Source organism: Bradyrhizobium embrapense (assembly GCF_001189235.2).
Lineage (GTDB): Bacteria > Pseudomonadota > Alphaproteobacteria > Rhizobiales > Xanthobacteraceae > Bradyrhizobium > Bradyrhizobium embrapense.
Genome location: NZ_LFIP02000003.1, coordinates 970,281 through 997,163 on the forward strand (window position 1 = coordinate 970,281; position 26,883 = coordinate 997,163).

Genomic DNA, 26,883 nt, shown 5'->3' on the forward strand with positions numbered 1-26,883 from the left:
TCGCGGCGGCGGCGATAGCGTCGCGACGAAAGATGGATCGTCCTCATCCAGCGCCGCCGCAATAGATGCGGTTTGCTGTTCAAGGGCGCTCAGATGCTTCTGGATGTCGAATCCCTTCGTCTTGAGCGGCAGCTCGAACCAGCCGATTTCCGCGAACCGTTCCAATGTGATGGCAAGAGTTCTTTAACCATACCGCAAACCCGTTCGACTGGCAGATTAGCGCAAGGGCGAAGCCGGCGTCGAAACCCGCTTGGTAACCCCCATGAAACAATCCATTGACGTTAACAGCTCCTTAACGCCGCCCGATCCAAGATCGGGACGCGTGGGCGAGGGCGCTTCGCGCTGGTATGGCTGAAGTCCCGAGAAGACGTTTCGAGATGGCGCGAACGGCTGCCGCTGAAACTTGGTCGCTAGGCCGCGCCTGGGCGCGGACCGCGCGTCTGTGCCTGCTCGCAACCGGCCTTTTCCTCACCACCCTCGCAGATCCAGCCACCGTGCGAGCCCAGGATCTGTCGCCGGTGCCGGGCGAGGCGACATTCTCGGCCGCGAACGGCTATGCCCGGCTGGTGCTGAAGACGAAGGAAGAGGTCGAGTCGGAGGTCACGACCGCGGGCTCGATTATCGTGATCCGCTTCAAGCGCCCGGTCGATATCCCCGTCGAGAAACTGTCGGATGCGGTGCCCGATTATGTCGGCGCCGCGCGCCGCGATCCGGACGGTTCGGCGATCCGCCTGTCGCTGGCGCGCCGCGTCACCATCAACACCATGACCGCCGGCGAGCGCATCTTCGTCGACTTCCTGCCCGACGGCTGGACCGGCCCGCCGCCGTCGCTGCCGCAGGACGTGATCCGCGAACTGGCGGAGCGCGCCCGTGCCGCCGAGCGTCTATTGCGCATCCAGCGCGCGGCCGATGCCGCCAGGAAGAAGCCGCCGATCCGGGTTCGCGCACTGGTGCAGCCCACCTTCGTCCGTTTCGTGTTCGAGGTTCCCGACGGGGTCAGCGTCTCTTCGGTGCTGAACGAGCAGAAGCTGACGCTGTCCTTCAACTCGGTTTTGAGCTTCGACCTGGCCGATGCCAAGGTCGCCGCTCCGCCGAACGTCGCATCGATCAGCTCGCGCGCCGACACCGATACCTCGGCGGTCGACGTGACGCTGATTGGCGATGTCGACGTGCATTCGTTCCGCGACGAGAAGAACTACATCGTCGATGTCGCCTTCCAGCAGAGCGAGCAGCAGCAGGCGGCGAAGCCCCCGCTAAGCTCGTTGTTGCCGACGCCGCGCGGCAAACCGAAGAGCGCGGCTGCAATCGCGCCGGTGACATCGGAGAGCATCGCGCAGCAGGCCAAGATCGAGATCAAGTCCGAGCAACCCAAGGCAGAGCAACCCAAGGCGGAGCCGGCCAAGCCCGAACCGGTCAAGCCCGAACAGGCAACGACCGAACCACCGGCGCCCGCGCCCGCCAAACCGGAACAGCCGAGATCAGAGCTGCCCAATCCGGAGCTGCCGAAGATCGCCGCTGCGCCGCCGGCCGAGGTCGAGAAGGCCGCTGCACCGGCCGCGCCGCGCGAGGGCGGCGCCGCGACGGAACAGAGCGACGCGCCAAAGCCTGCGCCTGCTGCCGCGGCGGCGCCAGCCGTGGAGGCGCCGAAGCCAGCGGCAGCGCCATCGCCGCCTGCCGAGGCCCGCGCCGGCGCCAAGTCTGCTGCCAGTTCTGCGATCGAAGCCCAGCGCGACAGCGACGGGTTGCGGGTGACGTTCTCATTCCCCGGCGCGACGCCGGCGGCACTGTTCCGTCGCGCCGACACGGTATGGATGGTGTTCGACACGCCCGAGGCGATCGACGTCGATCCGATCCGCGCCAAGGCCGGCTCGCTGATCTCGGATGTCAGCCGGATCGCGCTGGAGAAAGGGCAGGCGGTGCGCTTCCGCCTCAACCGGCCGCAGATGCCCTCACTCGAGAGCGACGAGCGCTCGCGCGGCGTGAGCTGGACGCTGACCTTCGCCGAGCGGGTGCAGAAGCCGCCGCTGCCGCTCAGCGTGGTGCGCAATATCAGCGAGCCCTCGCTCGCCAATGTCAGCGTGCCGCTCGCCAATCCCGGCCAGCTCCACAGACTGATCGATCCCGACGCCGGCGATACGCTCTGGGTCGTGACCGCGCCGCCGCCGACCCGCGGCATCATCAAGCGGCAGGATTTTGTCGAGCTCTCATTGCTGGAATCGATTCACGGCGTCGTGGTTCACCCGAACGCCGATGACGTCAAGGCGGAGGTCGGCGACGACAAGGTGATGCTGGGCCGGCCAGGCGGCCTGACGCTGTCGTCGGCAGGCGTCACGGCCGAGCGCGCGACCGCGGCGGTGAAGCCGCTGTTCGATCCGGACGAGTGGCACAAGAACCAGTCGGAGAATTTCCTCAAGCAGCTCGACGGACTGATTGCGGCGGCTTCGACCGCCAATGCCGAGCAGCTGCCGCAGGCGCGGCTCGATCTCGCCGATTTCTACATGGCGCGCGGCATGTACCAGGAAGCCCACGGTGTCACCAATCTGATCCTGTCCGAGAGCAAGCGCGGCAGCGAGTCGGCGTCCGTGGTGATGGTGCATGCGGTTGCCAGCATCCTGATCGGGCACCCGGCGCAGGGCCTCAAGGATCTGGCCAATCCCGTAATCGGCAACGGTTACGATTCCCAATTGTGGAAGGGGCTGGCCTTTGCCCGCGAGGGCAAATGGCCCGAGGCGCGCGAAAAGTTCAAGAACGCCGAATTCGCGGTCGCGACGCTGCCGCCCGATCTGCAGCGCATCGTCACCATGGATTCGATGAAGGCCTCGCTCGAGGTCAAGGACTATGCCGGCGCTGCGCGGCGCAAGAGCGATCTCGACGTGGTCGGCATTCCCGACGAACTCAAGCCCGCGGTTGCCGTGCTGCGCGGCCGGCTTGCCGAAGCGCTCGGCCAGGAGAAGGACGCGCTCGACGCCTACCGCTTCGCCGCCGGTTCGCCCGACCGTCAGGCCGCCGCCGAGGGCAGACTGCTGGAGACGCTGCTGCGGCAGAAGCGTGGCGAGATCGGCCGCGACGACGTGTTGAAGGAGCTCGAGCTGTTGTCGATGCTGTGGCGCGGCGACAATATCGAGCTGAAGACGCTGTATGTACTGTCGAAGATCTATGCCGAGACCGCGCGCTACGCCGATGCCTTCGCGGTAACTCGAGCGGCGACCCGGCTGCAGCCGAACGCGCCGGAATCGCGCCAGGCGCAGGATGCCGCCTCGGCGTTGTTCGTGCAGCTCTATCTCGGCCCGAAGGGCGACGAGATGGCGCCGATCGATGCGCTCGGCACGTTCTACGACTATCGCGAGCTGACGCCGATCGGCCGCCGCGGCGACGAAATGATCCGCCGTCTCGCCGACCGTCTGGTCGGCGTCGATCTGCTCGACCAGGCCGCCGACCTCCTGCAATACCAGGTCGACAAGCGGCTCGAAGGCGCGGCGCGCGCCCAGGTCGCCGCGCGGCTTGCGATGGTCTATCTGATGAACCGCAAGCCCGACCGCGCCATCGGCGCGCTGCGCTCGACCCGGATTGCGGACCTCTCCGGCGAACTGCGCCAGCAGCGGCTGCTGCTCGAGGCGCGCGCGCAGAGCGATGTCGGCCGGAACGACCTCGCGCTCGACATCATCTCGAACATCACCGGGCGCGAGGCGATCCGGCTGCGCTCGGACATCTATTGGGCGTCGCGGCATTGGCGCGAGGCGTCCGAGCAGATCGAGCTCTATTACGGCGACCGCTGGCGCGACTTCACCCCGCTCAACCCGAGCGAGAAGGCCGACGTCATCCGCGCGGTGGTCGGCTACGCGCTCGCCGAGGATGCCATCGGGCTGTCCCGGTTCCGCGAGAAATACGCGCCGCTGATGTCCGGCGATGCCGACAAGTTGGCGTTCGACGCGGCCAGCAAGCCGGTCGCGACCTCGAGCGCGGAATTCGCCCAGATCGCGCGGATGGCCGCCAGCGTCGACACGCTCGACGGCTTCATCCGCGAGATGAAGACCCGCTTCCCCGACGCCACCGCCCGCGCGCCGCTGCTCGATCCGGTCACGACCGGATCGCTGCCCGACGGGCCAAAGGCCGCGCCGGTCAGCACGCTGCCGGTCATCAAGGGCGAGCGCCGCGCCAGCGCGACGCCGTAGCGGCACTGGCTGCTACGGGCCGGGAGTTACCCACGCGGTCGAAATGATCCCCTTGTCGTCGAGCGCGATGCGCCAATGCGCGGCGCCGTTGGCCTGTCTGACGCTATAGACATCTTCGCCTTGCTCCCCGACACCGAGAAAGCGGATCGCCTGGATCGTGCCGAGGTCTGCGAGGGGCTGAAGCCACGTCATCTGCTTGCGGGTCGCCGCCGCGAGCGCCGGGCTCATCTCGTTGTAGTTGGGATTCCCCGAGGCGATCCCATCGATCAGCCGGTGCAGCGCAGCCTCGGTTCCGGGATTGGCCGACTGGTTCTTGACGCGCTCCGCCGTCTGATCGGCGATCTTCCGTGCCGCTGCGGCATCGATACGCGCCATCGCAATATCGGTGCCGTTCTGATGCAGGATCAGCGAGGTGACTTGTCCGTCCGGTCCGACGACGAAGCTGACTTGGGCGTCGACGATCCTGGCGAAGAATTCGGTCACGCTCTCCGCAAAGAACCGCACCGAGCGCTGTCCGGTCAGTTGCATCACCAGCTGATGTCCGTCGGGTGTGACCGTGAACACGGCGCGGTCGTTGAGCTTGTAGAATCCGGCATAATTGTCGAGCACGGCTGGATCCACCGCAATCTCCTGCCGCGCGGTGGTCGGCGGTGATCCTGCGGTGAAGTCTGTAGCCTGGGCTGGCGTGCTCGGCGGTCCGGCGGCCTGTATCCGCGCCGCCAGCGTGTTCCAGTCGCGCTGACCGAACAATCTGGCGACCAGCTCCAGGCTGTCGCTATGGGTGAGGGGGATCGATTTGGCGGCGAGCGCTTCGCGCAGCGTCTGCGCCATGGTCTTGGCATTACGGAAGTCGCGCATGGGATCAACCTTTGCATCGACGAACGGTGAGCGTCAGGGGCTTGCGTTGCTGACCCGTTCGTGCGGGCAAAGGAAGCCTGAAACCTGGCTTGATACGTTCACCGTCCCCGGGCGGGGTGCAAGCGGCGGGTGGTATCGAACCCTGTCCGATGTTCGCCGGGGACCCGTAATTTGTCAATTGCAACAGCCCGTGATCAGGTGCGTGCTCTCGACATTCAGCCGCCAAATCGGCAACCATGGCTGATGTCGCCAACCAAGAGGACGTCGTCACATGAGCAAGCCGATCAGGACCGAAGCCGAACTGATCGCGATGGCGCGCGCCGAGTTGAAAGTCCATGCCGATTGCCCCGACGGCATCGACATCTCCGTGCTACGCGACGGCGACAGCTGGGAATTCCGCGCCAGCGCCGACGCGGCCACCGTGGCAAAACCCGGCTACCCCGAATGCGTCGCGATGCTGGTGCAAATCGGCGACCACCTCAGCAAGCAGTATGACGTGAACGGCTAGCCACTGCTGCGAACCGGGGAGAACGATGGACCGCATCGACGCCATGAAGATCTTCGTCGCGGCGGTCGACGAGGGCAGCCTTGCCGGCGCGGGGCGGAAGCTGCGGCGCTCGCCCGCGGCGGTCAGTCGGGCGATCGCGTTCCTCGAGCACCATGTCGGCGCCGAGTTGCTTCACCGCACCACGCGGTCGCTGAAGCTGAGCGATACCGGCCAGCGTTACGCGGCGGCGTGCCGACGCATCCTCAGCGAACTCGAGGAGGCCGAGATCTCGGCCGGCGGCGAGCGATCGGCGCCGCGCGGCACGCTGACCATCACCGCACCCGTCGTGGTCGGCGAGGACGTGCTGCGCCCGCTGCTTGACGCCTTCATGACTGAATATCCGGCGGTGTCGGTGCGGCTCGTGATGCTCGACCGCACGGTCAACCTGATCGACGAGGGGATCGACGTCGCCCTGCGCATCGCCCAGCTCGCCGATTCCAATTTCATCGCGATCAAGCTCGGCGAAGTGCGCCGCGTGCTCGCGGCATCGCCGGGCTATCTCGCCCGGCATCCCGTGATCGGCGAGGTCGCCGATCTCGCCAAGCACCAGATCATCGCGATGACGCATTTCGGGCTCGACTCCTGGAGCTTTCCGCCGGCCGCCAGGTCGAAGGTTGCGCGCGCGGTCCAGTTCGAGCCGCGGCTGGTCGTCAACACGGTGCGGGCGGCGGTCTCTTCGGCCAGCGAAGGATACGGTGTCACCCGGCTGTTCTCGTATCATATCGCCGAAGAAATCCGTGACGGCCGGTTGCAGATCCTGCTCCCCGGTGACGAACACCCGCCGTTGCCGGTGCATCTGCTGGCGCCGCAGGGGCGCTTCGACGTGCCGAAGGTGCGCGCCTTTGTCGATTTCGCGGCGCCGCGGCTGAAGCGCTATTTCGAGCGGCTGTCGCACGAGGCCAGCCGGGCCAGTCGTTCGCGCCGCGGAAGAGTGTCTGCCGAATAGCAGGCATTCGCACGGAAAGCGGATGTATCTAGCTTGCTCTCCATCGAGGCGGCGCTGTTGTCGCCTCACCAACAGATGGAGAGAGATCATGGGTGCAGAGCAGAAGGTTGCCGTCATCACCGGTGCGTCGCAGGGGATCGGCGAGGCGCTTGTCCGGGGGTATCGCGATCGCAATTATCGAGTCGTCGCCAATTCCCGCAGCATCAAGCCGTCGACCGATGCCGATGTGCTGGCGGTGCCAGGTGATATCGGTGATCCCGAGGTCGCAGACCGCATCGTCAAGCAGGCGCTGGCGCGCTTCGGCCGGGTCGACACGCTGATCAACAATGCCGGCATCTTCGTCGCCAAGCCGTTCACCGATCATACCGACCAGGACTATGCGGCGGTGCTGGCGACCAACCTCAACGGCTTCTTCTACATCACCCGTCGCGTTGCCAAGGAGATGGTGAACCAGGGCTCTGGACACATCGTGCAGATCACGACCAGCCTGGTCGATCACGCCAACAGCAATGTGCCATCGGTGCTGGCCTCGCTGACCAAGGGTGGCCTGAATGCGGCGACCAAGTCGCTGGCGATCGAGTATGCCGCCAAGGGCATCCGCGTGAACGCGGTGGCGCCCGGCGTGATCAAGACGCCGATGCACGCCCCCGAAACTCATGAGTTCCTCGCCAAGCTGCATCCGGTCGGCCGCATGGGTGAGATGAAGGACATCGTCGACGCCGTGCTGTTCCTCGAGGGCGCGGGCTTCGTCACCGGCGAGATCCTGCATGTCGATGGCGGCCAGAGCGCCGGGCACTAGTCGAGCAAAATCGGGAGCGTGTGATGCCTGTCGTCACCATTCAGGTCACGCGTGAGGGGACGACGCCGGGCGCGTCGTCCACCACGCCGGAGCAGAAGGCGGCGCTGATCAAGGGCGCCAGCGAGTTGCTGCGCGATGTGCTCGGCAAGCCGACGGAGTCGACCTTCGTCATCATCGAGGAAGTCGACCCCGATAATTGGGGCTGGGGCGGGCTGCCCGCGCTGGACTACCGCAGGAAGCTCGCAGCTGCCGCGGCGACATCATCGCGCTGACGGCTTCTGCCAAATCGAACCGGGACCTCGCCGATCGGGAGAGGTCTCGAAATCGCTGCGAGCGATTGCTGCGATCGCAACTAATCATTTTTCACGAACGGCCGGAGCGCCTATTGCCATGTCTATGTCAGCCGATGTCGATCATAACAGGCGCCACCACGCCGAGCCGCGCCGCGACGCCGGCGGGCCGCTATGGCTGTCCGCAACGGCGGGATTGTGCGCCTCGCTGGTCGGACTGGGGCTGGCGCGCTTTGCCTACACGCCGCTGATCCCGGCACTGATCGCAGCAAAATGGTTTACGCCGGCGGAGGCGGTCTATCTCGGCGCCGCCAATCTCGCCGGCTATCTCGCCGGCGCGCTGATCGCCCGCGATCTCGGCGCGCGCATCGGCTCGGTGTGGGCGCTGCGCGGCATGATGGTGCTGGCTGCCGCCACCTGCTTTGCCTGCGCGGTGCCGATCTCCTTCATCTGGTTCTTCGGCTTCCGCTTCCTTGCCGGCATTTCGGGCGGCGTCATCATGGTGCTGGCGGCGACCGCGATCCTGCCCCACGTCGCGCCGAGCAAACGCGGTCTAGTCGGCGGCGTGATCTTCGCCGGCGTTGGCCTCGGTGTCGCCGCGTCAGGCACGCTGGTGCCGTTGTTGCTGCAGCAGGGCGTCAAGCAGGCCTGGTACGGCCTTGGCGTGCTGTCGGCGGTGCTGACGTTGATCAGCTGGAGGGCGTGGCCGGCGGAGGTGCCTGTCGCGTATGGCGCAGCCGAGCCCCACGTCGCCTCGCACGGTGTGCGCTCGCCGCTGGTGATCGCGCTGTGCGTGGAGTACGGGCTCAATGCGCTGGCGCTGGTGCCGCACATGGTGTTCCTGGTTGATTTCGTGGCTCGCGGCCTCGGGCAGGGGATCGCCGCAGGATCCTATTACTGGGTGCTGTACGGTATCGGCGCCGTTGTCGGACCACTGCTATCCGGACATCTCGCCGATCGCGCCGGCTTCGCTGCGGCGCTGCGTGCGGCGTTCCTGATCGAGGCGGTGGCGGTCGCGCTGCCCGCGGTGACGAATTCGCCCCCGGCGCTGATCGTGTCGAGCCTCATCGTCGGCGGCTTCACGCCCGGCATCGTGCCGCTGGTGATCGGCCGCATCCACGAGCTGATCCCGCATTCCGCCGCAAGCCAGCGCTCGGCCTGGGCTCAGGCGACCACGGCCTTCGCGCTGTTCCAGGCGGCCGGCGCCTACGGCCTGTCCTGGCTGTTCGCGCAGAGCGGCGGCAACTATGCGCTGCTGTTCGTGATCGGCGCGGCTGGCGTTGCCGCAGCGCTCGCGATCGAATTGGTCAGCGTCGTCGTGCTGGGGCGCAAGCGGACTTAGCCGCGCAGCGCTTTCGTCAGGACGGCGACGAGGCGGTCCACATCGGCCTCGTCGTTGAAGACGTGTGGCGATATCCGCATCCGGCCGAGCCGCAGCGCGACGTGGATGTTCTCGGCGGCAAGCTGTGCGATCAGCTCCTTCGGAATGCCGCCGGTCATGCCGAGGCTCAGGATATGCGGCGCGCGCAGGCTCCGCGCCAGCAGATTGAGCCCGAGATCGCGGACCCCGTCGGCGATCCGCTCATTGAGCATCGCGAGCCGCGCGCTGACGGCGGCGGCGCCCCATTCCGCCATCATCTCCATGCCGATCGAGGCCATTTCGAGGGTGATGAAATGATCGCGCTCGCCCATGTCATAGCGCCGGGCATTGTCGACATAGCCGAGATCGCCGAAATAGACCGGCTTCTCGGAATTGACGTCGCGGCGGCCGGCGGAGGTCTGCTCCAGCGGCACCCCGTTCTGGTGACGTTTCGCCACGTAGAGGAAGGCGCGGCCGTAGGGACCGATCAGCCATTTGTAGGTCGGGAAGATCACGGCGTCGGGATCGAGTTCTGTCACATCCATCGCGATGACACCGGCGCTTTGCGTCGCGTCGATCACGAACATCGAGCCATGCCGCCGCAGCGTTGCCTGCACCTTGTCGACGTCGATGAGGCCGCCGTCGGACCAGTGCACCGACGAGATCGAAGCGAGGCCGACCGGCGGCGCGCCTGGCCGCTCGATCGTTGCAAGCACCGCCGACGTCCAGTCGCCGTCGGCGGGCTGGCGCACGGTGTCGACGACAAAACCCTGCGCCTCGGCCCGGGCATGCCATTCCAGCACCGGCGAGGAGTGATCGTTCTCAAGCACGACGACGCGGGTGCCGCGTGGAATGGTCAGGGCCTTCGCCACGGTCGCGATGCCGTAGCTGATCGCCGGGATCAGCGCGATGTCATCGGGATCGGCATTGATCAGGCGTGCCGCGGCGCTGCGGGCGCGTTCATGCTGGCGGCCGGCAAAACCGGCATCGATCGTCCAGGGCTGGCCCTTGCGTCCGACTGCGGCGCGCCCGGCGTCGAGCGTCTTCAACGGCAGCGGGCTGTAGGACGCCGAGTTTAGGTAGCAGACCTCGCGTGGAATATCGAACAGATGGCGCTGGGAGGGAAGCATGTCGTCTCGTGGCTGGGATTGCTGATGATGTCGCGATGCGGACGAACGTGCGCTCATCGGTCATATTGGTCCGGTCCCATCGCCCATGGCGCCTGGTCGTAGCCGTTGGCGAAGGTGCGGTTGGTCTGCGCCGGATTGCGGTTGACCAGCGGCCGCAGATACATCGGATGGGTGGCGCTGCGCACCTCGTGCTCGACGGTGAACAGATGCCGGCCATCTCTGGGATCGACGATGTCGCAGAAGCGGTACTGGTACTGATTGTCCTCGCGCGAGACCAGGTTGCGCTGGCGCAGCCGCCTGTAGGGGCCCGAGAAGTCCGTGATGTAGATCTGGACGTGATGACCGTCGAACTCGCCCTGTGCCTGGTCGGTCTCGCGGAATTGCAGATACTGGTCCTTGCCGACTTGTGCGCGCGCGACGACACCGTCACCGTTCGCAACGCTGGCCGGGATGCCCATGATCTCGGGATAGAACCGGCTGATCGCCTCGGCGGTGCCGCGCGGCACCTCGAACTCGACATAGGGCATGCCGAGCGCGATACGTCCGAACCGCCCGGCGTCCGGCTCATAGCAGCGCAGCCGGTTGCCCCACGGGCAAATGGCCTCGACGTGGTCGTTGTGCTCGCGATAGCTGAACGCGGTGCCCTCGAGCTTGGGCGCGACCGCGGCAAGCCGCTGCAGCAGGGCCTGCCGTCCGGCGATCACGATTGCCGTGTGGCCGCGCAGCACCTGCGGTCGGCCGCTCGGCAGATGAAATTGGCTGCGGCCGGCATTCACCCACATGTTGCTGTCGGAGACCATCAGATAGGGATCGCGGGTCAAGCCGATGCCGGCGACATAGAACAGCGTGGCGAGGCGCTGGTCCGGCACCTGCACGTTGACGTGCTCAAGATGGATGGCGTTGCCGAGGTCTTCTGCGGCGCGGTCGAATGGCTGCTGCACGGCGCGGCTCCCTGGATGCGGTGCCGCGTATGATAGTGCAACGGCACGGCCGATCCAGCGATGAGGCCATGAATGTTTCGCGGGGCTACCCCCCGTAACTCTGCACCAGGCTGCCGGCGACCAGCGCCCAGCCGTCGACCAGCACGAAGAAGATCAGCTTGAACGGCAGCGAGACCACCACCGGCGGCAGCATCATCATGCCCATCGACATCAGGACTGAGGCGACCACGAGGTCGATGATCAGGAACGGGAGGAACAATAGGAAGCCGATCTCGAAGGCACGCTTCAGCTCGGAGATCATGAAGGCCGGCACCAGGATGCGCAGCGACATCTCCTCCGGTGTTGCCGGCGGCGGCTCGCCGGAGAGATCCATGAACAGCTTCAGATCCTTCTCGCGGACGTTCTTCTGCATGAAGCCGCGCAAGGGGACAGAGGCGCGCTGCAGCGCTTCCTCGACGCCGATCTGGTTGGCGACCAGCGGCTTGATGCCGTCATCATAGGATTTCTGCAGCACCGGTCCCATCACGAAGGCGGTGAGGAACATCGCAAGCGCGATCATCACCGAGTTCGGCGGCGCCGTGGCGGTGCCGAGCGCGGTGCGGAGCAGCGACAGCACGACCACGATGCGCGTGAACGAGGTCATCATGACCAGGATCGACGGCGCGATCGACAGCACCGTGAGCAGCGCGATCAGCTGGATCGCGCGCTCGGTCACGCCGCCATTACCGCCGCCGAGATTGATGCTGATGTCCTGCGCCATCGCCGGATCGGCGAAGGATCCGGCGGCGATCAGGACAGCGATGAAAAAAACTCTACGCGGGACCGACCCTGATCTCACGAAGGATTCTTCGGTCGGCCGAGCAGCGATGCCATCTCGTCCTCGAGATTCTCGAAGCCGCTCTTCTGTCCGCCGGCGGGCGGGGCGGGCGGCTCGCTACGCGGCGCGCGAACCGGCTGTGCCTCGGGCGCAACCGGCGGCGCGACGGTCTCGTTGGCGCCGGTTGGGCGGCGCAGGGCCGCCTCGAGCCGCTGCGCCATCTCGGCAAGATTGGCATCGGCGTTGGACGACGGCGGCACCGGCGGAGGCGCCTGTGTGGCGACCGGCGGAGCAGCGGGAGGCGGCGGCATGACGGCGCGCTCGGGCACACGCGGCGGCGCCTTCGGCGGCTCGGCAGCGCGCGGCGGACGCGGAATCACGGGTTCGGAGCGCGGCGGCAGGCGCGGCGGCATCGGATCTGGCCGCGGTTCGCTGCGCTCGGCCGTCAAGCCCGCGAGCGGATCGTTGCGACGCTCGGCGATCGGCGGCGGGGGCCGGCGCAGCTCGTCGGCGAAAGAGGGGCGCGCCTGACGCGGCGGCAGCTCGGGCTCGGGAAGGTCGAAACTGTCGGACCGGGCGGCCTCGCTTTCGTTCCAGGCGGCATCCGGCAGAGGTGCAGCGCGCGGCAGCGCAGCCTCGGGCGCAACCGCGGGGCGGCTCGACATCTGATCGCGTCCGGGCATCGCCCGCACGATATTCGGCTCGACGACGATGTCGGTCGGGCCACCGATCATCAAGAGATGCTCGATGTTGTCGCGGCGAACCAGCACCAGGCGGCGGCGGCCATCGACGGCTGCTGCGTCGATCACCGCCAGGCGCGGCATGCGCCCGCGGTTGGCGTTGGCGCCGAGGCGGCTTCCGGCGAAGCGGCGGACGAGCCATGCGGTGACGCCAATCAGCGCCAGCACGACGACGAATGCCAAGACGAAAGTAATGACCTGCATATTGGAGTCCCCGGCCATCGTGGCCTTCCTCAGCTTCCGCCATCAACGAGCGCGGATTGATAGGTGCGATTTGCGCAGCGAATCGCGCCCGAGATTCGCCTTATTTCTTAATTCCCAGCGGCTTGCAGCCGACTGTTCTATTAATAAACCAAGAATCGCTTGTCCCAAAACGACTTCTCAGCGCCCCACGCTGTCTTGGTTCGTGCTGGTTAACGCAGCATTCGTGGCGAAAATGCGCTCGCCGACCGCAGTTGCGGCGTTCTCCACGGCTCCGTCCGACATTTTAACCATCCGTTAACCATACACCGGGCAAATTCTGCCTACCTCGGAAGGCCCAAGGGGCGTCCAAAGGTTAACGGAGCCGCGACGATGGCCATGAACGACCTCCCGATCCTGTCGGCGCTGCGCAGCAAGATGCAGTGGCACCAGGAGCGCCAGCGGGTGCTCGCCGAGAACATTTCCAATTCCGACACGCCGAACTTCCGGCCCCGCGACCTGGTCGAGCCGAAATTCGACCGGGCCGGCGCCACGGTCGGCGGCGGCATAGGGACGCTGCCGATGATGCAGACCAGCGCCACCCACATGGCAGCGTCCGGCGCGCCGGACACATTCGATAATGATCGCGGCAAGAGCGGGTTCCAGACCCGCCCGGCCGGCAACGCGGTCAATCTCGAGGAGCAGATGCTGAAAGTGTCGGCCAACCAGATGGACTACGCGGCCGTCACCTCGCTCTACAGCAAGAGCTTGCATCTGCTGAAGACCGCGATCGGCAAGGGCTAGGCCGCCTAACGGCGGCGGGAGGATCCCATGGCAGATGGAACAAGCGATTTCACCCGCTCGATGAGCATCGCGACCTCAGGCCTGCGCGCGCAGGCGGGGCGGATGCGTGTGATCTCGGAAAATATCGCCAACGCCGATTCGACGGCGCAGACCGCGGGCGGCGATCCCTACCGCCGCAAGGTGCCGACCTTCTCCTCGGCACTCGATCGTTCGCTTGACGCCCAGATCGTGACGCTCGGCCGGATCCGCCCCGACCAGTCGTCGTTCCGCATCAAGCACGAGCCGGGCAATCCGGCGGCGGATGCCTCCGGCAACGTCAAATATCCGAACGTCAATTCGATGGTCGAAATGACCGACATGCGCGACGCCCAACGCTCCTACGAGGCCAACCTCAACATCATCAGCGCGACGCGGCGGATGATCCAGCGCACGCTCGACATCCTCAAGTCCTGACGCAACAAGAACTGGGAACGTAAATCATGGCTACACCGACCGTCGCCGCCAACGCCTATGCCAGCCTCGCCAGGATGATGGAGCGCGGCGGCGCAGAGAAGGCCGGGCAGGCCGTCGCCGGCCCATCCTTCAGCGCGCTGCTGAAGGACTCCGTTGGCAGCGTGCTGGAGGCGGGCAAGAAGTCCGACGCGCAGACCATGGCGATGGCCTCCGGCAAGGCCAACGTGATGGATGTGGTGACGGCGGTCGCCGACACCGACGTCGCGGTGTCGACGCTGGTGTCGGTGCGCGACCGCGTGATCCAGGCCTATGAAGACATCATGAAGATGCCGATCTGACGTCCATCAGCACGTCATCGCCCAGGGCGATGCGAAGCAAGATTGCAAAAGCGAGAACACAACAATGACCGGCCCTGAAACCCTCGACGTGGCGCGCGATGCGATCTGGACCATCGTGCTGGTGTCGTCGCCCTTGATGGTGGTCGGCCTCGTGGTCGGCGTCGTGGTGTCGCTGTTCCAGGCGTTGACCCAGATCCAGGAGCAGACGCTGGTCTTCGTGCCGAAGATTCTCGCGATCTTCGTCACATTGCTGCTGGCCCTGCCGTTCATGGCGGACGCGCTCAGCAGCCACATGATGCGGATTTCGTCGCGAATCATCGGCGGTTGATGCACTAATGCCGCGGTCATGCGCATCGATGTCTCCCTGCTTCCGGCGCTGGCCGCGATCTTCGTGCTGGTCTTCGCGCGCGTGGGCGCGATGGTGATGCTGTTGCCCGGATTCGGCGAGAGCAACATCCCGGCGCGGGTCAAGCTGTCGATCGCGCTGCTGCTGACGCTGATCATCCTTCCGCTGCATCGCAACGCCTATCATGTCGACCTGACGTCGATCTCCGCGCTCGGCGTCCTGATGGTGCATGAGCTGATCATCGGCATCGTGCTCGGCGCCACCGCGCGGGTGACGCTGTCGGCGCTCAACGTCGCGGGCTCCGTGATCGCCCAGCAGCTCGGCCTCGGCTTCGTCACCGCCGTCGACCCGACCCAGGGGCAGCAGGGCCAGATCATCGGCAACTTCCTTACCATCCTCGGCCTGACGCTGCTGTTTGCGACCGACAGCCACTATCTCGTCATCGCGGCGCTGAGCGAGAGCTACCGCATCTTCTCGCCCGGCGAGATCATGCCGACCGGCGACGTTGCCTCGCTTGCGACGTCCGCGTTCTCCGCGGCCTTCAAGATCGGCCTGCAGCTGTCGGCGCCGTTCCTGGTGTTCGGCCTCGTCTTCAACATCGGGCTCGGCGTCTTGGCGCGGCTGATGCCGCAGATGCAGGTCTACTTCGTCGGCGTGCCGCTCTCGATCGTGGTCGGCTTCCTGATCTTCGGCGTCGTGCTCGCGGCGATGATGAACACCTATTTCGACTACTTCAACGGCGTCTTGCGCCAACTCGCTCCAATGAACTAGTCAGGAGACGGGATGGCCGAGGACACCGAAGACAAAACAGAAGACCCTACGCAAAAACGTCTCGATGAAGCCCTCGAGAAAGGCGACGTCGTCAAGAGCCAGGAGGTCAACACCTGGTTCATCATCGCCGGCGCCACGCTGGTGCTGTCGACCTTCTCGAGCTCGATCGGCGGCGGCATCTTGATGCCGCTGCGCAATCTGATCGCCAATTCATGGATGATCCGCACCGACGGTGCCGGCCTGCTGCAGCTGACCCAGACGCTCGGCTACGCGGTGGTTGCCGCGATCGGCGTGCCGTTCCTGATGCTGGCGCTGGCGGCGATCGCGGGCAACATGATCCAGCATCAGCTGGTGTGGTCGGGCGAGCAGCTCAAGCCGAAATTCTCCAAGATATCGCCGGCGGCCGGCTTCAAGCGGCTGTTCGGCAAGCAGGCGGTGGCGAACTTCCTGAAAGGCCTGTTCAAGCTGATCGCGCTCGGCGTCGTGATGGTCATGGTGCTGTGGCCCGATCGGATGCGGATGGAATCCTTCCTGCGGGTCGACCCGGCCGAGCTGTTGCCCGCCATCACCGGCATGACCGTGCACCTGCTGGCTGCGGTGGTCGCCATCCTCGCCGCGGTCGCGATCGCCGACTACTTTTTCCAGTACCGGACCTGGTACGAGCGTCACAAGATGTCGCTGCAGGAGATGAAGGAGGAGTTCAAGCAGTCGGAAGGCGACCCGCACGTGAAGGGCAGGATCAAGCAGTTGCGGGTGCAGCGCGCCAAGAAGCGCATGATGGCCCAGGTTCCGAAGGCCTCGGTGATCATCACAAACCCGACCCACTATTCGGTGGCGCTGGCCTACGACCGCAGCATGTCGGCGCCGATCTGCGTCGCCAAGGGCGTCGACAACCTGGCTTTCAGGATCAGGGAGATCGCCAAGGAGCACGACATTCCGATCGTCGAGAACGTGCCGCTGGCCCGGGCGCTCTATGCGACTGTCGACATCGACAAGGAAATCCCGGTCGAGCACTATCATGCGGTTGCCGAAATCATCGGTTACGTGATGCGGCTGAGGCGTGGCCTGTCCGGCCTGCGCCAGTAAGGGGCGGAAAACCGCTTGAAATGCGCGTAACTTGCGAATTAGCCGCCTGATGGACTTGCGTTTTCGGGTCCGATTCAGGCACTCAGGGGTGAGGTGGCCGGCCGGTCGCCTTCGTGATGCAGACGAGCCATGTCTCTCCAGATGACCGCCGATAGCAACGATCCTCCCGCGACTGAGCCGTTCGTGGCCCACGGGCGGGCGCGGCGGAGCGGCAGTATCCTGCTGGTGCTGCTGATCGCCACCGGCATCGTCGCGGTGGCCGTTTGGCTCATGACCATCGGCCGGACCCAGGCACAGCCCTATATCCTCTTTGTGCTGGCGCTGCTCGCCACCGTCGGGCTGTTCAACCTGTTCGCCCTTGCCGCCGGCATCATCCGCTTCTCCGACCGCACCAGCGACGACCCGGTGATGGGCCGGATCGCCGATCACGCCCACGAAGGGCTCGTCGTTACCGACTCTCGCGGCCACGTGGTCTATTCCAACGCCGCCTATCTCACGCTGACCGGCGCGGCGGGGCCGCAGGACGTCCGTCCCGTCGAACGGGTCTTCATCGGCAACCCCGACGTCTCCGAGGCGGTGTTCCGCCTCCTGAAGGCGGCGCGCGAGGGCAAGCGACAGCAGGAGGAGGTCCGTGTCGCCGGCCACGAGGCCGGGCAAGGTGGTGGGCAGGGCCGATGGCTGCGCCTGCGGGTGCGCCCGCTCGGCGAGGGCAAGCGCGACGCGAAATATGCGGTGTGGTCGATCGCCGACGTCACCCGCGACCGCGAGCGCCAGGAAGACGTGTTCCAGGAGCTGCGGCACGCGATCGAGTATCTCGATCATGCGCCGTGCGGCTTCTTCTCGGTCAATCCGGCCGGCGAAATCGCCTATATCAATGCCACGCTCGCCAACTGGCTGGACTATGATCTCGCCGAGATCGGCTCGGGTGGCCTCAAGCTGACCGACATCGTCTCGGGCGACGGCGCGGCGCTGCTGACCTCGATCGCGGCGGTGCCCGGCGAGGTCAAGACCGAGGTGTTCGACATCGACCTGCGAATGCGCGGCGGCAAGACCGTGCCGGTGCGGCTCTATCACAAGCTCGCTTTCGGCGCGGACGGCGCGGCAGGGGCCTCGCGCACGCTGGTGATCAGCCGTGCCCGCGACGAGCATTCCGATCCCGAGCGCGCCGCCGAGGTGCGGTTCATGCGCTTCTTCGACCACACGCCGATGGCGATCGCAACCGTCGATCGCGGTGGCAACGTGGTCGGCGCCAATGCGCGCTATGCCAAGCTGGCGCAGGGGCTGAACGGTGACGGCGGCGCGGCCAAGTCGATCTTCCGTGCGGTCAATCCGCGCGACCGCGGCCTGTTGATCGCCGCGATCAACCAGGCTGCCGAGGGCCAGGGCGATATCGCGCCGGTCGAGGTGATGCTCGACGGGCCGAAGGAGCGCTTCGCCCAGTTCTTCGTTACCACCGTGGAAAAGGACGAACGCGACGCCGAGACCGCGATCGTCTACATACTCGAGATCACCGAGCGGCGCGCGCTGGAAAACCAGATCAACCAGTCGCAGAAGATGGAGATGGTCGGCCAGCTCGCCGGCGGCATCGCGCACGACTTCAACAACGTACTGTCGGCCATCATGATGGCGAACGACTTCCTGCTGAACGCGCACAAGCCGACCGACCCCTCGTTCCAGGACATCATGCAGATCAAGCAGAACGCCACCCGCGCCGCGACGCTGGTGCGACAGCTGCTCGCGTTTTCGCGCCGCCAGACGCTGCGGCCGCAAGTGCTCGATCTCGGCGATGCATTGAGCGACCTCACCATGTTGCTGCGCCGGCTGATCGGCGAGAAGGTCAAGCTCGACCTCGTGCATGGCCGCGATCTGTGGCCGGTCAAGGTCGACGTTTCGCAGTTCGAGCAGGTGGTGGTCAATCTCGCTGTCAACGCGCGCGACGCGATGCCCGACGGCGGCAAGCTGATCATCCGCACCGCCAACGTGCCGACCGAGGAAGCAGCCCAGCTCGCCAACAAGGGCATGCCGGCGGCGGACTACGTGAAGATCGAGATTTCGGACACCGGCACCGGCATTCCGCATGAGATCATCGACAAGATCTTCGAGCCGTTCTTCTCGACCAAGGAAGTCGGCAAGGGCACCGGCCTCGGTCTGTCCACGGTCTACGGCATCGTCAAGCAGACCGGCGGCTTCGTCTATGTCGATTCCGTGCCGGGCAGCGGCACTACGTTTCGGATTTATCTGCCGCGGCATCGCCAGGAGCAGGAGGTCGCACCGGAGGCGCATGCCGGCAACGGCGCGGCAAAGGAGACTGCGACCACAGAAGCCGCCAAGCCGAAGCCGGATCTCACCGGGCAGGGCACCATCCTGCTGGTCGAGGACGAGGACGGCCTGCGCTCGCTCAATGCGCGCGGCCTGCGCTCGCGCGGCTACAGCGTGATCGAGGCGGCCAACGGCGTCGAGGCGCTGGAGGCGTTCGAGGAGAAGAACGGCGCCGTCGATCTCGTCGTCTCAGACGTCGTGATGCCGGAGATGGACGGCCCGACGCTGCTCAAGGAAATGCGCGGTCGTAATCCGGAGCTGAAGATCATCTTCGTCTCCGGCTACGCCGAGGACGCCTTCGAGAAGAGCCTGCCGGAGAACCAGCAATTCGCTTTCCTGCCGAAACCATTCACGCTGACCCAGCTGGTCGCCGCGGTGAAGGAAACCATGACAGCGAATTAGAGCATGATCCGGAAAGGTGGAAACCGGTTTTCCCTCGCGACAAACGCAAGGGCGTTTGCGCGGAGATCATGCTCAAACAAAGAGATCAGATCATGATGCGTTTCCATGATCTGCGTGTACTCATGACCGACTGGCCAACCTGTCCGGTAAATCACGTTCCGGCCGAGACGCCAAAGCGCGTTTGCGGACGCCTTATCGCGGTATCGATTTCCCCAGGGTGGTACGCCATGGCGCCCCCGACGCGGCGGACGAGAGTGTTCCACCTTTTTCTGCGTTCGATGTAAGCTGCCCGCAAATGCGGAAAATCTTCCGCAACATTGATGTCTGCATCCTGCAGGCGCTTCCGTGCATCCTCGAACCGAGCTTCCCAGAGCCGCCGGTCCGTGTCGTTGGGGTCAGCCGATGACTTGTCGTGCAGGAAGACGTTGTCGAGCGTGGAAAGTAGAAGTAGTGCCGAGGACCACATCTGGGTGACCGCGCCCGATTGCTTCAGCCAATCCGCGTCGTCCGGCAACGCACTTCGGATCAGCGATACGGCGTCGAGCACGATGAGCCATGACCTGGAAACGGCGTAAATCGGTTCAGGAAAGCGAAAATAAAACAGAATGGGATAGAAGTGGTGAGCTTCCTTCGCGTCCGTGAGCTCTGCCGCAAGCTCTGACAGGTTGTTGTAGCCAGCGCTGAGCTGGTTTTTCGCAAATAGATGCGCGAGCAGAGCTGCAGCATCGCCGGTCTCGCCGGAAAGCGCGTGAATCTTGAGACAGAGCGAGTTTCTGCTCCTGAGTGCGCCGTAAATCTGCATCAGGTAAGTGATCGTGAGCGATATGACCGACGTTCCGATGACCGAATTGAGGAGAAACAACAGCTTCGCTCCGGCGCTTTGCGGACCGAAGTTGCTGCCGCCAACGATCGAGAGGCTGCTTCCGGCGACGTAAAGCGCGGTCACGAAATCGGTTGGAGTCTCTTGGCTGCTGCTCGTGATGCTTGTGCCGAGCTGAGGGTGCACAATCAGTGCAGCCCCAAGCGCGAGCAAGATCGACCAGCTCATGAGTAAGGCGACCATGATGAGCGGTCCGCAGAACGAAAGCAGATGGCTATTGTTGCGAATGCAGGCAACCGCGCGCATGGCCCGCCAGACCAGTTTTGCCAGGCGGCTGCTGATGATGCCAGTGCCGGCCCGCGCGTAGAGAACCGTGAGGAAGACGTCGGCAAGGACCACTGCCATCAGCAATGTGCCCAAGACAGGCTCGAACCAACGCGCCATCGGCCCCTCTCCTTGAGCCGCCGGTTGCAATCGTGCGCTTACGGCCGCTTAGGCTCGCTGCGTGATCCGACCGTGCCGGAATCGCGCGGCATAAACTTGAACAAGGTGAAGTTCTTGTCGGTCCAAGCCATGTGGAACCAGGGTGAATCCTGAATATGGGATGCCGTCACATAGATTTGCCCGTCAGGACCTTGCGAAAAGGTATCCGGCCAGCGCAGGCGGGAATCTGCCAACAGCTGTCGCATGCTGCCGTCTTGGGGATTGATGATCTTGACTGCATTGCTTGCAATTGAGCTCAGATAGATCTCGCCATTCTCGCCCGTCCAGAGTCCATCAGCCGGCTCCGTCGTCGCCACCGTCTCCGGACGCGCACGACTTGCCGCATCAGGATCCTGGATACTCGATGTGGGGATCCGATAGAGCGTTTTCCCGGTCAGGGCTTGCCAATAGAGGGTGCTGCCATCCTTGGAGAGCGCCAGACTATCCGCATTGAACAACGGTTGCCGCCCGTCTGGCCGCCGCAAGGGCTGGCCGTCGGTCATCACAATGACGCTTGGATCGAACTGGGTTGAAGCATCGTCATTCAGCACACGCCACGCCTGCCCGGACCCGATGTTGAGTACAATCAAGCCGCCGGGCGAGCCGGAGTCGGTCAGGTAGGCGAATCTTCCGTCGGGCGCGATGCGCACGTCGTTCAAATAGCTGCCCGGACCAGCTATGTCGGCAGGGATCGGAAAGGATCGTTTCACCGCGTTTGATTTCAGATCAATCTCGATAACCTTGGGCCCGCCCTTGATGGTCTTCTCGGCATTGGGAGCTGCCGGATCCACGACCCAAAGCGATCCGTGTTGGTCCGCAACGACGCTCTGTACGCAAACAAAATGATCGCTTGGCGAGACCTCCGACATTCGTCCATTGCGCCAGCTGTTCCACTCCTCATTGGGGTAAGGCTTGATCGACCCGTCCGGCATGAGCTCAGCCACAGAAATGGGCGTATCCTCGGTCCAACGCGGGAAATTCACGAATATCCGGCCGTCCGGTGCGACGGTGACACCGGTCACCTGATGTTCGAACGTGGCGACGACTTGCAACCGACTGTCGCGAGTGTCGACCAGTGGAGACACAAGTCGTTCCGCTTTGGCCTTGATATCCTCCGTCGCGGATTGCGCGTGGACAGCGGGCGAGATCGACAGTAGCGCTGCCGCGCAGGAGGCGAATACGTTGGCCCGCATCGAGAGGTCCTCTCGTTGAAAAATTCAGGGCACAATCGTCGGGATCTGACATCGTTCCTATGAAGGGGCGCTAAGCTCTACTCAGCCTTCGGATTGACCTGGCACGGAAAAAATTACTCGTCGAAGGATGTGCGGCTTAAACTTGGGTTAAGAAACATTCTTGGCTTCTGATGACTGCCGCTAGCGGCCCAAGCTATGTGGAAAGTCGATCGCGACGAGATTCCGCAGGATAGAGTTCTGCGCGGCATTGTTTGCCTGCCTCTTCGGTGGAATTGAGTTTTCTCGCGTTCGATTGCAGAGCAGAATATCCTCGTAAGACGACAAGGCCGACCTTTCACTGAGCCTGACCAAAAGCCGGCATGCTGTCGTCGCTCGCCGATGTCAGGTTCTAGGATAAAACCGACATGGCGGGTTTATAACTGCGCAGCCTAGCTGCGCGGCGAGGCGCGATGTGCTTTGATTTCTCGCAGGTGCGAGGTGAAAATCCGCCGCGGCTACGGTTGAACGGAAAGCTGGTCCCGCGCTAGGTAGCGCTGTCGCATCCACAAGGACCATAGTGTCACATCGCCGCGACCGAGGGCCGCAGCCGCGGTTCCCGTTTCCCGCTTCACTTTTATCAGGCCCTGCCCATGTTAGGGGCGTTTCCCCATGCCGGGGATCCTTTGAGGAAACCAACATGAATTTCTCGCAACGCACGCGTGGAATTGTTCGGGCGATCGCCGTCGCGATGGCGCTGGCGCTGCCCGTGATGATGACCGTTTCGGCGGCCGACGCCCGCGTTGGCGGTGGCGGCTCGCGCGGCTCGCGGACATTTTCCGCGCCGCCCCCGACCAACACCGCGCCGGGCTCGGTTGCGCCACTGAACCGGACCTTCAGTCAGCCCGGCAGCCCGGGCATGAGCTCGCCGGCGGCGGCGAATTCCGGCGGCCTGTTCGGCCGCGGCGGAATGGGCCGTGGCCTGCTCGGCGGCCTCGCCGCGGGCTTCCTGGGCGCCGGCCTGTTCGGCATGCTGTTCGGCGGCGGCCTGTTCTCGGGTCTCGGCGGCCTGTCGTCGATGCTCGGCCTCTTGCTGCAGATCGGCCTGATCGTGCTCGTCGTCCGGCTTGCGATGTCGTGGTGGCAGCGCCGCAATCAGCCGGCCGCTGCTTACGCGGGCGGACCCGACGTCGGCCCCGGCCCCCAGGCCAACGCCCGCTCGGGCTTCGGCTTTGGCCTCGGCGGCGGATCGAGCGCGCCGGTCGAGATCGCGCCCGCCGACTACGAGACGTTCGAGCGGCTGCTCGGCGAGATCCAGGCTGCGTGGTCGAACGAGGACATTGCGAAGCTGCACACGCTCGCGACGCCGGAGATGGTGTCGTACTTCTCCAGGGATCTCGAGGACAACAAGGCGCGCAACGTCACCAACAGGACGTCCAACGTGAAGCTCTTGCAGGGCGACCTCGCGGAAGCCTGGCGCGAAGGCGACAGCGAATACGCGACGGTCGCGATGCGCTATTCGCTGGTCGACACCATGCTCGAGCGCGGCACCAGCCGCCAGATCAGCGGCGGGCAGCCCGAGGAGGTCACCGAGGTCTGGACATTCGTGCGCCAGCGCGGCGGCAATTGGGAGCTCTCGGCGATCCAGCAGACCAACTGATCGCTGGAGATGAAAGATACAAGGCGCCGCGGCATCCACCGCGGCGCTTTTGTTTTGCGCGCTTCATTCGCCCGTCGTGGCACTGGCGGCGACGGCGCGCGACCCGTTGGCTCGCAATGACGTGGAGAGAGCAGTGCGCCGGTGACCGCGCTCAGCTCTTCTTGCGCTTGGCAGTCTTCTTGACGGCCTTCTTTGTGGCCTTCTTGGCCGTCTTCTTTCTCTTCGCGGCCTTCTTCGCCGCGAAATAGGCCTCGACCTTCTTCGAGGAATGTCCGACCTCGCCGACCGCCGCCTTGAGCCGGGCAGGGGTCACCTTGAACTTCTTCGACCAGTAGCGGACCTCGTAGGGCTGGCTGATCGCGATCCGCGCGCGGTCGGCGGCCATGTGCCGCTGCTCCTTGAAATAGGCCTCCACCTTCCTGGCCGAATGCCCGACCTTGTTGACGGCGGCCTTGAGCTTGGCCGGCGTGACCTTGAACTTCTTGGACCAGTACGCAACTTCGTAGGACTCGCTCAACGCGATCAGAGCGCGATCCTGTGCGCCCCGCTTCTTCTTGTTGTCCGCCATCAGATGATCCTTCATCGAAGATTCCACGTTGGAACCTTAGCAGTCGCCGCGCGGTTCGCACAGGCGGACTGCGTGAGGTGGACGATCTGACCGCGGCGCGGCTACGATCGACCGGAAGCGAAGCGACGCGGCGAAGTTCTTGGAGATAAGTGCATGCACTATCAGCTTTACTACTGGCCGATGATCCAGGGGCGCGGCGAATATGTCCGCCTCGCGCTCGAGGATGTCGGCGCGGATTATACCGATGTCGCGCGGGCTAAGGGCGGCACCGGCGCCATGATGAAGATGATGGACGCGCACAAGGGCACGCCGCCGTTCGCGCCGCCGTTCCTCAAGGCAGGCCAGCTCCTGATCGGGCAGACCGCCAACATCCTGCTCTATCTCGGCGCGCGCCACGGCCTAGCGCCGAAGGCTGAAGGCGGAAAGCTCTGGGTGCATCAGCTGCAGCTGACGATCGCGGACTTCGTGCTGGAGATCCACGACACTCATCATCCGCTCGGGCCGTCGCTGTATTACGAGGACCAGAAGGCGCCGGCGAAGAAGCGCACGGAGGAATTCTGGAAATCGCGGGTGCCGAAATATCTCGGCTATTTCGAGGATCTTGTGCGGGCCAATGGCGGCGGCTTCGTCACCGGCCGCCGGCTGACCTACGCCGACCTCTCGCTGTTCCAGATCGTGGAAGGCCTGCGCTATGCGTTTCCGAAACGGATGGCGGCATTCGAGAAGAAGGTCCCCCGCCTGATCGCGCTGCGCGATCGGATCGCCGAGCGGCCGAACATCAAGGCGTATCTCGCCAGCCCGCGGCGAATTCCGTTCAACGAGGAGGGGATTTTCCGGTGCTACAAGGCGCTGGATTTGTAGATACCGTCATTCCGGGGCGATGCTGCGGACCGCCCCGGAATGACTGTTTTGCAGTCACTTGCTGCGCCCGTCGACCGGCGTCATCTTGATCTTCGACAGGTCGATGCCGTCGATGCAGCTGACATTCAGCGCCACGATGTCCGAACCATCGGGTTTGTTGCCGCGCGCGAATACGTCGACGCCGCAATCGACGCAGAGCTGGTGGCGGATCGCGTGGCGGTTGAACAGATATTCCTTCAGGTTCTCGGCGCCGGCGCGCAGCTGGAAGCTCGATGGCGGCAGGAATACGAAGTGCAGGCCCTTCTTGGTGCAGATCGAGCAGTTGCAGGCGGTGACCATGGCCATGTCGGTGGTGCATTCGAAGCGCACCTGGCCGCAATGGCAGCCGCCGGTGTAGGTCTTGGTCTCGGCCATGCTGGTTCCTCACCACAGTCCGGGCACGAGGCGATAGCGAACCCGTGCCGCATAATCGGCATAGCCCGACAACCCCGCCAGCAGCGTGCGCTCCTCGATCCCTGTGCGGAACGCGAACATCGCGAAGAACAACGGCACGAAGGCGAGGCCCCACCAGGAGCCGAGCGTCACCGGCACGCCGATGAAGAACAGCATCACGCTCGCGTACATGGGATGGCGGACCAGCGCGTAGGGGCCGGTCGAGATCACGTGATGATGACGCTCGGTCTGCACCTTCACGACGGGTGCTGCGAACGAATTGGTGCGGAACACCCACAGGACCAGCACGGTCGAGAGCACGTAAAGTGCGAGGCCGAGCACAATCAGCGTCGCGCCGGCATTGGCGCCGCCAAAGCGCCGGTCGAGCCCCATCGCAACGAACCACAGCACCGCAACGACGAGGAACACCAGCATGAAGCGCTTGTCCTCCGACGGCTGGCCCTCACGCGCGGTGAGACGCATGCGCTCGGCCAACAGGCCGGGATCGACTTTGGCGAGCCACGCCCCGCAGGCCGGTCCGATCAGCGCCGAGGCGATCAGATACGCCCAGGCGCCGGGCCAGTGCAGCGTGCCGGCGAAGCCAAACAGCAGCGCGGCCATGGCGACGACGAAGAAGGTGTTCTGCACGAGGAGCTTTGCGATCATGGGGCGGCTCCGTGATTCCAGCCGCGATTATCGCACTCTTTTTCCGGCAAGCATGCGACCGCAATCATCAACTTTCGGAGTGGGCGACCTGTTCCTGCGCCGCGACCGCATTGTCTTGCATTGATAATCGTATAAGCAATTGCTTATACATTAGCATGACCACCGCCATGCAGCTGACCAATGTGCTCAAGACCCTCGCGGACCCGACGCGGCAGGCAGTGTTCGAGCGGATCATCCGGGAAGGGGAGGTCGCCGCGACCGGGCTGGTGCAGGGCTCCAAGGTGTCGCAGCCGGCGGTGTCGCAGCATCTGCGCGCGCTGCGCGACGCCGGCCTCGTCGCCGAGCGGCGCGAGGGCCGCCACATCCATTATCGCGTCGCGCCGAAGGGGCTCAGCCCGCTGATCGACTGGCTCGGCCATTACCAGACGTTCTGGGCCGAGCGCTTCGCAAATCTGGAACGGCTGTTGAAGGAGAGTGAGTGATGGGCGAGACGCACGCGATCACGGTCGAGAAGGTGCTGCCCTTTGCCGCCGACAGAATCTGGCGGACGCTGACCACGAGCGACTTGCTGATGAAATGGCTGATGCCGAACGATTTTCAGCCGCGCGTTGGGCACCGCTTCAATTTCCGCACCAAGCCGATGGGCGATTGGGACGGCGTCGTGCATTGCGAGGTGTTGAATTGCGATCCGCCGCGCCTGCTGCGCTATTCCTGGAAAGGCGGCGCCGACACCAATCCGCAATACGGCTCGAAACTCGACTCGATCGTCACCTGGACGCTGACGCCGGTCGAGGGCGGCACGCTTGTCCGCATGGTGCATGACGGCTTCGTCTTCCCCGGCAACCGCTTCGCGTTCGACATGATGAGCCCGGGCTGGGGCAAGATCGTCGATGCGATCGGGCGGGTCGCCGCGGAAGCCTGACCG

27 protein-coding genes are annotated in these 26,883 nt (G+C 64.8%); 17 read left to right on the forward strand and 10 right to left on the reverse strand.

What is annotated here, in order from left to right; translation table 11 throughout:
• The first annotated feature begins 377 nt into the window (after positions 1-377).
• Complete coding sequence (locus AKN83_RS18590) at positions 378-4,172, forward strand: tetratricopeptide repeat protein (protein ID WP_050403476.1); 3,795 nt, start codon at positions 378-380, stop codon at positions 4,170-4,172.
• A gap of 12 nt (positions 4,173-4,184) precedes the next feature.
• Here the strand turns inward: AKN83_RS18590 and AKN83_RS18595 are convergent, their stop codons facing one another.
• On the reverse strand, positions 4,185-5,030 hold the full coding sequence (locus AKN83_RS18595; RefSeq protein WP_050403475.1) for a glyoxalase superfamily protein: 846 nt from the start codon (positions 5,028-5,030) through the stop codon (positions 4,185-4,187).
• A gap of 271 nt (positions 5,031-5,301) precedes the next feature.
• Here AKN83_RS18595 and AKN83_RS18600 point away from each other — a divergent pair, with 271 nt between their 5' ends.
• The 5 genes from AKN83_RS18600 to AKN83_RS18620 all read left to right on the forward strand — a co-directional run bounded on the left by AKN83_RS18600 (position 5,302) and on the right by AKN83_RS18620 (position 8,954).
• The gene (locus tag AKN83_RS18600) at positions 5,302-5,538 is read left to right on the forward strand and encodes a hypothetical protein (RefSeq protein WP_050403474.1); all 237 of its coding nucleotides are present in this window, start codon (positions 5,302-5,304) and stop codon (positions 5,536-5,538) included.
• A gap of 25 nt (positions 5,539-5,563) precedes the next feature.
• A complete protein-coding gene (locus AKN83_RS18605; RefSeq protein ID WP_050403473.1) occupies positions 5,564-6,523 on the forward strand; it encodes a LysR family transcriptional regulator in 960 nt (319 codons plus the stop codon).
• 88 nt (positions 6,524-6,611) lie between these two features.
• Positions 6,612-7,322, forward strand: coding sequence for an SDR family NAD(P)-dependent oxidoreductase (locus tag AKN83_RS18610; protein ID WP_050403472.1), 711 nt, complete (start codon positions 6,612-6,614; stop codon positions 7,320-7,322).
• 23 nt (positions 7,323-7,345) lie between these two features.
• The gene (locus AKN83_RS18615; protein WP_050403471.1) at positions 7,346-7,594 is read left to right on the forward strand and encodes a tautomerase family protein; all 249 of its coding nucleotides are present in this window, start codon (positions 7,346-7,348) and stop codon (positions 7,592-7,594) included.
• Between the two features lie 118 nt (positions 7,595-7,712).
• Positions 7,713-8,954 (forward strand): YbfB/YjiJ family MFS transporter, encoded by a 1,242-nt coding sequence (locus AKN83_RS18620; RefSeq protein ID WP_244522014.1) that lies wholly within the window; start codon positions 7,713-7,715, stop codon positions 8,952-8,954.
• On the opposite strand, the gene AKN83_RS18625 is transcribed toward AKN83_RS18620, so the two are convergent.
• The 4 genes from AKN83_RS18625 to AKN83_RS18640 all read right to left on the reverse strand — a co-directional run bounded on the left by AKN83_RS18625 (position 8,951) and on the right by AKN83_RS18640 (position 12,804).
• Complete coding sequence (locus tag AKN83_RS18625) at positions 8,951-10,102, reverse strand: aminotransferase class V-fold PLP-dependent enzyme (protein WP_050403469.1); 1,152 nt, start codon at positions 10,100-10,102, stop codon at positions 8,951-8,953. The two genes, AKN83_RS18620 and AKN83_RS18625, sit on opposite strands and share 4 nt — an antisense overlap.
• Positions 10,103-10,155: 53 nt before the next feature.
• Positions 10,156-11,043 carry a hypothetical protein gene (locus AKN83_RS18630; RefSeq protein ID WP_050403468.1) on the reverse strand — a complete coding sequence of 296 codons (888 nt, stop codon included), beginning with the start codon at positions 11,041-11,043 and terminating at the stop codon, positions 10,156-10,158.
• 85 nt (positions 11,044-11,128) lie between these two features.
• Positions 11,129-11,881 carry a flagellar type III secretion system pore protein FliP gene (fliP, locus tag AKN83_RS18635; protein ID WP_050403467.1) on the reverse strand — a complete coding sequence of 251 codons (753 nt, stop codon included), beginning with the start codon at positions 11,879-11,881 and terminating at the stop codon, positions 11,129-11,131.
• Positions 11,878-12,804, reverse strand: coding sequence for a flagellar biosynthetic protein FliO (locus AKN83_RS18640; RefSeq protein ID WP_063695423.1), 927 nt, complete (start codon positions 12,802-12,804; stop codon positions 11,878-11,880). Before AKN83_RS18640 ends, fliP begins: the two co-directional genes overlap by 4 nt.
• Positions 12,805-13,173: 369 nt before the next feature.
• On the opposite strand from AKN83_RS18640, the gene flgB reads away from it, so the two are divergent.
• The 7 genes from flgB (at position 13,174) to cckA (ending at position 19,299) form a co-directional block, all read left to right on the forward strand.
• Positions 13,174-13,584: a flagellar basal body rod protein FlgB gene (gene flgB, locus AKN83_RS18645; RefSeq protein ID WP_063695402.1), complete on the forward strand. Its 411-nt coding sequence runs from the start codon at positions 13,174-13,176 to the stop codon at positions 13,582-13,584.
• A 27-nt stretch (positions 13,585-13,611) separates the two neighbouring features.
• Complete coding sequence (gene flgC, locus AKN83_RS18650; RefSeq protein ID WP_050401185.1) at positions 13,612-14,037, forward strand: flagellar basal body rod protein FlgC; 426 nt, start codon at positions 13,612-13,614, stop codon at positions 14,035-14,037.
• A 26-nt stretch (positions 14,038-14,063) separates the two neighbouring features.
• Complete coding sequence (gene fliE / locus AKN83_RS18655) at positions 14,064-14,375, forward strand: flagellar hook-basal body complex protein FliE (RefSeq protein ID WP_050401184.1); 312 nt, start codon at positions 14,064-14,066, stop codon at positions 14,373-14,375.
• A 64-nt stretch (positions 14,376-14,439) separates the two neighbouring features.
• Positions 14,440-14,703: a flagellar biosynthesis protein FliQ gene (gene fliQ, locus AKN83_RS18660; RefSeq protein ID WP_050401183.1), complete on the forward strand. Its 264-nt coding sequence runs from the start codon at positions 14,440-14,442 to the stop codon at positions 14,701-14,703.
• A gap of 18 nt (positions 14,704-14,721) precedes the next feature.
• Positions 14,722-15,492 carry a flagellar biosynthetic protein FliR gene (fliR, locus tag AKN83_RS18665; RefSeq protein ID WP_050401182.1) on the forward strand — a complete coding sequence of 257 codons (771 nt, stop codon included), beginning with the start codon at positions 14,722-14,724 and terminating at the stop codon, positions 15,490-15,492.
• 12 nt (positions 15,493-15,504) lie between these two features.
• Complete coding sequence (gene flhB, locus AKN83_RS18670; RefSeq protein ID WP_050401181.1) at positions 15,505-16,578, forward strand: flagellar biosynthesis protein FlhB; 1,074 nt, start codon at positions 15,505-15,507, stop codon at positions 16,576-16,578.
• A 141-nt stretch (positions 16,579-16,719) separates the two neighbouring features.
• Positions 16,720-19,299: a cell cycle histidine kinase CckA gene (gene cckA, locus AKN83_RS18675; RefSeq protein WP_050401180.1), complete on the forward strand. Its 2,580-nt coding sequence runs from the start codon at positions 16,720-16,722 to the stop codon at positions 19,297-19,299.
• 151 nt (positions 19,300-19,450) lie between these two features.
• Here cckA and AKN83_RS18680 read toward each other — a convergent pair whose 3' ends face one another.
• Both AKN83_RS18680 and AKN83_RS18685 read right to left on the reverse strand, forming a co-directional pair.
• Positions 19,451-20,563 (reverse strand): hypothetical protein, encoded by a 1,113-nt coding sequence (locus tag AKN83_RS18680; protein ID WP_050401179.1) that lies wholly within the window; start codon positions 20,561-20,563, stop codon positions 19,451-19,453.
• A gap of 38 nt (positions 20,564-20,601) precedes the next feature.
• On the reverse strand, positions 20,602-21,795 hold the full coding sequence (locus AKN83_RS18685) for an L-dopachrome tautomerase-related protein (RefSeq protein WP_050401178.1): 1,194 nt from the start codon (positions 21,793-21,795) through the stop codon (positions 20,602-20,604).
• Positions 21,796-22,471: 676 nt separating this feature from the next.
• Between AKN83_RS18685 and AKN83_RS18690 the strand changes: the two genes are divergently transcribed.
• Entirely contained in the window at positions 22,472-23,431 is a 960-nt protein-coding gene (locus AKN83_RS18690) for a Tim44 domain-containing protein (RefSeq protein ID WP_050401177.1), read from the forward strand.
• A gap of 151 nt (positions 23,432-23,582) precedes the next feature.
• Here AKN83_RS18690 and AKN83_RS18695 read toward each other — a convergent pair whose 3' ends face one another.
• Positions 23,583-23,999 carry a DUF3606 domain-containing protein gene (locus tag AKN83_RS18695; protein ID WP_050401188.1) on the reverse strand — a complete coding sequence of 139 codons (417 nt, stop codon included), beginning with the start codon at positions 23,997-23,999 and terminating at the stop codon, positions 23,583-23,585.
• Positions 24,000-24,152: 153 nt separating this feature from the next.
• On the opposite strand from AKN83_RS18695, the gene AKN83_RS18700 reads away from it, so the two are divergent.
• The gene (locus AKN83_RS18700; RefSeq protein WP_050401176.1) at positions 24,153-24,860 is read left to right on the forward strand and encodes a glutathione S-transferase; all 708 of its coding nucleotides are present in this window, start codon (positions 24,153-24,155) and stop codon (positions 24,858-24,860) included.
• Between the two features lie 54 nt (positions 24,861-24,914).
• Here the strand turns inward: AKN83_RS18700 and AKN83_RS18705 are convergent, their stop codons facing one another.
• Both AKN83_RS18705 and AKN83_RS18710 read right to left on the reverse strand, forming a co-directional pair.
• The gene (locus AKN83_RS18705) at positions 24,915-25,274 is read right to left on the reverse strand and encodes a GFA family protein (protein ID WP_050401175.1); all 360 of its coding nucleotides are present in this window, start codon (positions 25,272-25,274) and stop codon (positions 24,915-24,917) included.
• A 9-nt stretch (positions 25,275-25,283) separates the two neighbouring features.
• On the reverse strand, positions 25,284-25,958 hold the full coding sequence (locus tag AKN83_RS18710; protein WP_050401174.1) for a methyltransferase family protein: 675 nt from the start codon (positions 25,956-25,958) through the stop codon (positions 25,284-25,286).
• A 155-nt stretch (positions 25,959-26,113) separates the two neighbouring features.
• Between AKN83_RS18710 and AKN83_RS18715 the strand changes: the two genes are divergently transcribed.
• Together AKN83_RS18715 and AKN83_RS18720 are read left to right on the forward strand one after the other, a co-directional pair.
• Positions 26,114-26,440 (forward strand): ArsR/SmtB family transcription factor, encoded by a 327-nt coding sequence (locus AKN83_RS18715; protein ID WP_050401173.1) that lies wholly within the window; start codon positions 26,114-26,116, stop codon positions 26,438-26,440.
• The gene (locus tag AKN83_RS18720; RefSeq protein ID WP_050401172.1) at positions 26,440-26,880 is read left to right on the forward strand and encodes an SRPBCC family protein; all 441 of its coding nucleotides are present in this window, start codon (positions 26,440-26,442) and stop codon (positions 26,878-26,880) included. Before AKN83_RS18715 ends, AKN83_RS18720 begins: the two co-directional genes overlap by 1 nt.
• The last annotated feature ends 3 nt before the right edge of the window (positions 26,881-26,883 follow it).

What these genes read in the sequence shown, in the direction of transcription:
- AKN83_RS18685 (WP_050401178.1), bottom strand. Translation starts at nt 21,795, where the DNA reads ATGCGGGCCAACGTATTCGCCTCCTGCGCGGCAGCGCTACTGTCGATC.
- AKN83_RS18640 (WP_063695423.1), bottom strand. Translation starts at nt 12,804, where the DNA reads ATGCAGGTCATTACTTTCGTCTTGGCATTCGTCGTCGTGCTGGCGCTG.
- AKN83_RS18590 (WP_050403476.1), top strand. Translation starts at nt 378, where the DNA reads ATGGCGCGAACGGCTGCCGCTGAAACTTGGTCGCTAGGCCGCGCCTGG.
- AKN83_RS18680 (WP_050401179.1), bottom strand. Translation starts at nt 20,563, where the DNA reads ATGGCGCGTTGGTTCGAGCCTGTCTTGGGCACATTGCTGATGGCAGTG.
- AKN83_RS18715 (WP_050401173.1), top strand. Translation starts at nt 26,114, where the DNA reads ATGACCACCGCCATGCAGCTGACCAATGTGCTCAAGACCCTCGCGGAC.
- AKN83_RS18610 (WP_050403472.1), top strand. Translation starts at nt 6,612, where the DNA reads ATGGGTGCAGAGCAGAAGGTTGCCGTCATCACCGGTGCGTCGCAGGGG.
- AKN83_RS18620 (WP_244522014.1), top strand. Translation starts at nt 7,713, where the DNA reads ATGTCTATGTCAGCCGATGTCGATCATAACAGGCGCCACCACGCCGAG.
- fliE (WP_050401184.1), top strand. Translation starts at nt 14,064, where the DNA reads ATGGCTACACCGACCGTCGCCGCCAACGCCTATGCCAGCCTCGCCAGG.
- AKN83_RS18705 (WP_050401175.1), bottom strand. Translation starts at nt 25,274, where the DNA reads ATGGCCGAGACCAAGACCTACACCGGCGGCTGCCATTGCGGCCAGGTG.
- AKN83_RS18700 (WP_050401176.1), top strand. Translation starts at nt 24,153, where the DNA reads ATGCACTATCAGCTTTACTACTGGCCGATGATCCAGGGGCGCGGCGAA.
- AKN83_RS18595 (WP_050403475.1), bottom strand. Translation starts at nt 5,030, where the DNA reads ATGCGCGACTTCCGTAATGCCAAGACCATGGCGCAGACGCTGCGCGAA.
- cckA (WP_050401180.1), top strand. Translation starts at nt 16,720, where the DNA reads ATGACCGCCGATAGCAACGATCCTCCCGCGACTGAGCCGTTCGTGGCC.
- flhB (WP_050401181.1), top strand. Translation starts at nt 15,505, where the DNA reads ATGGCCGAGGACACCGAAGACAAAACAGAAGACCCTACGCAAAAACGT.
- flgB (WP_063695402.1), top strand. Translation starts at nt 13,174, where the DNA reads ATGGCCATGAACGACCTCCCGATCCTGTCGGCGCTGCGCAGCAAGATG.
- AKN83_RS18600 (WP_050403474.1), top strand. Translation starts at nt 5,302, where the DNA reads ATGAGCAAGCCGATCAGGACCGAAGCCGAACTGATCGCGATGGCGCGC.
- AKN83_RS18720 (WP_050401172.1), top strand. Translation starts at nt 26,440, where the DNA reads ATGGGCGAGACGCACGCGATCACGGTCGAGAAGGTGCTGCCCTTTGCC.
- AKN83_RS18710 (WP_050401174.1), bottom strand. Translation starts at nt 25,958, where the DNA reads ATGATCGCAAAGCTCCTCGTGCAGAACACCTTCTTCGTCGTCGCCATG.
- AKN83_RS18690 (WP_050401177.1), top strand. Translation starts at nt 22,472, where the DNA reads ATGAATTTCTCGCAACGCACGCGTGGAATTGTTCGGGCGATCGCCGTC.
- fliR (WP_050401182.1), top strand. Translation starts at nt 14,722, where the DNA reads ATGCGCATCGATGTCTCCCTGCTTCCGGCGCTGGCCGCGATCTTCGTG.
- flgC (WP_050401185.1), top strand. Translation starts at nt 13,612, where the DNA reads ATGGCAGATGGAACAAGCGATTTCACCCGCTCGATGAGCATCGCGACC.
- AKN83_RS18625 (WP_050403469.1), bottom strand. Translation starts at nt 10,102, where the DNA reads ATGCTTCCCTCCCAGCGCCATCTGTTCGATATTCCACGCGAGGTCTGC.
- AKN83_RS18605 (WP_050403473.1), top strand. Translation starts at nt 5,564, where the DNA reads ATGGACCGCATCGACGCCATGAAGATCTTCGTCGCGGCGGTCGACGAG.
- AKN83_RS18695 (WP_050401188.1), bottom strand. Translation starts at nt 23,999, where the DNA reads ATGGCGGACAACAAGAAGAAGCGGGGCGCACAGGATCGCGCTCTGATC.
- AKN83_RS18615 (WP_050403471.1), top strand. Translation starts at nt 7,346, where the DNA reads ATGCCTGTCGTCACCATTCAGGTCACGCGTGAGGGGACGACGCCGGGC.
- fliQ (WP_050401183.1), top strand. Translation starts at nt 14,440, where the DNA reads ATGACCGGCCCTGAAACCCTCGACGTGGCGCGCGATGCGATCTGGACC.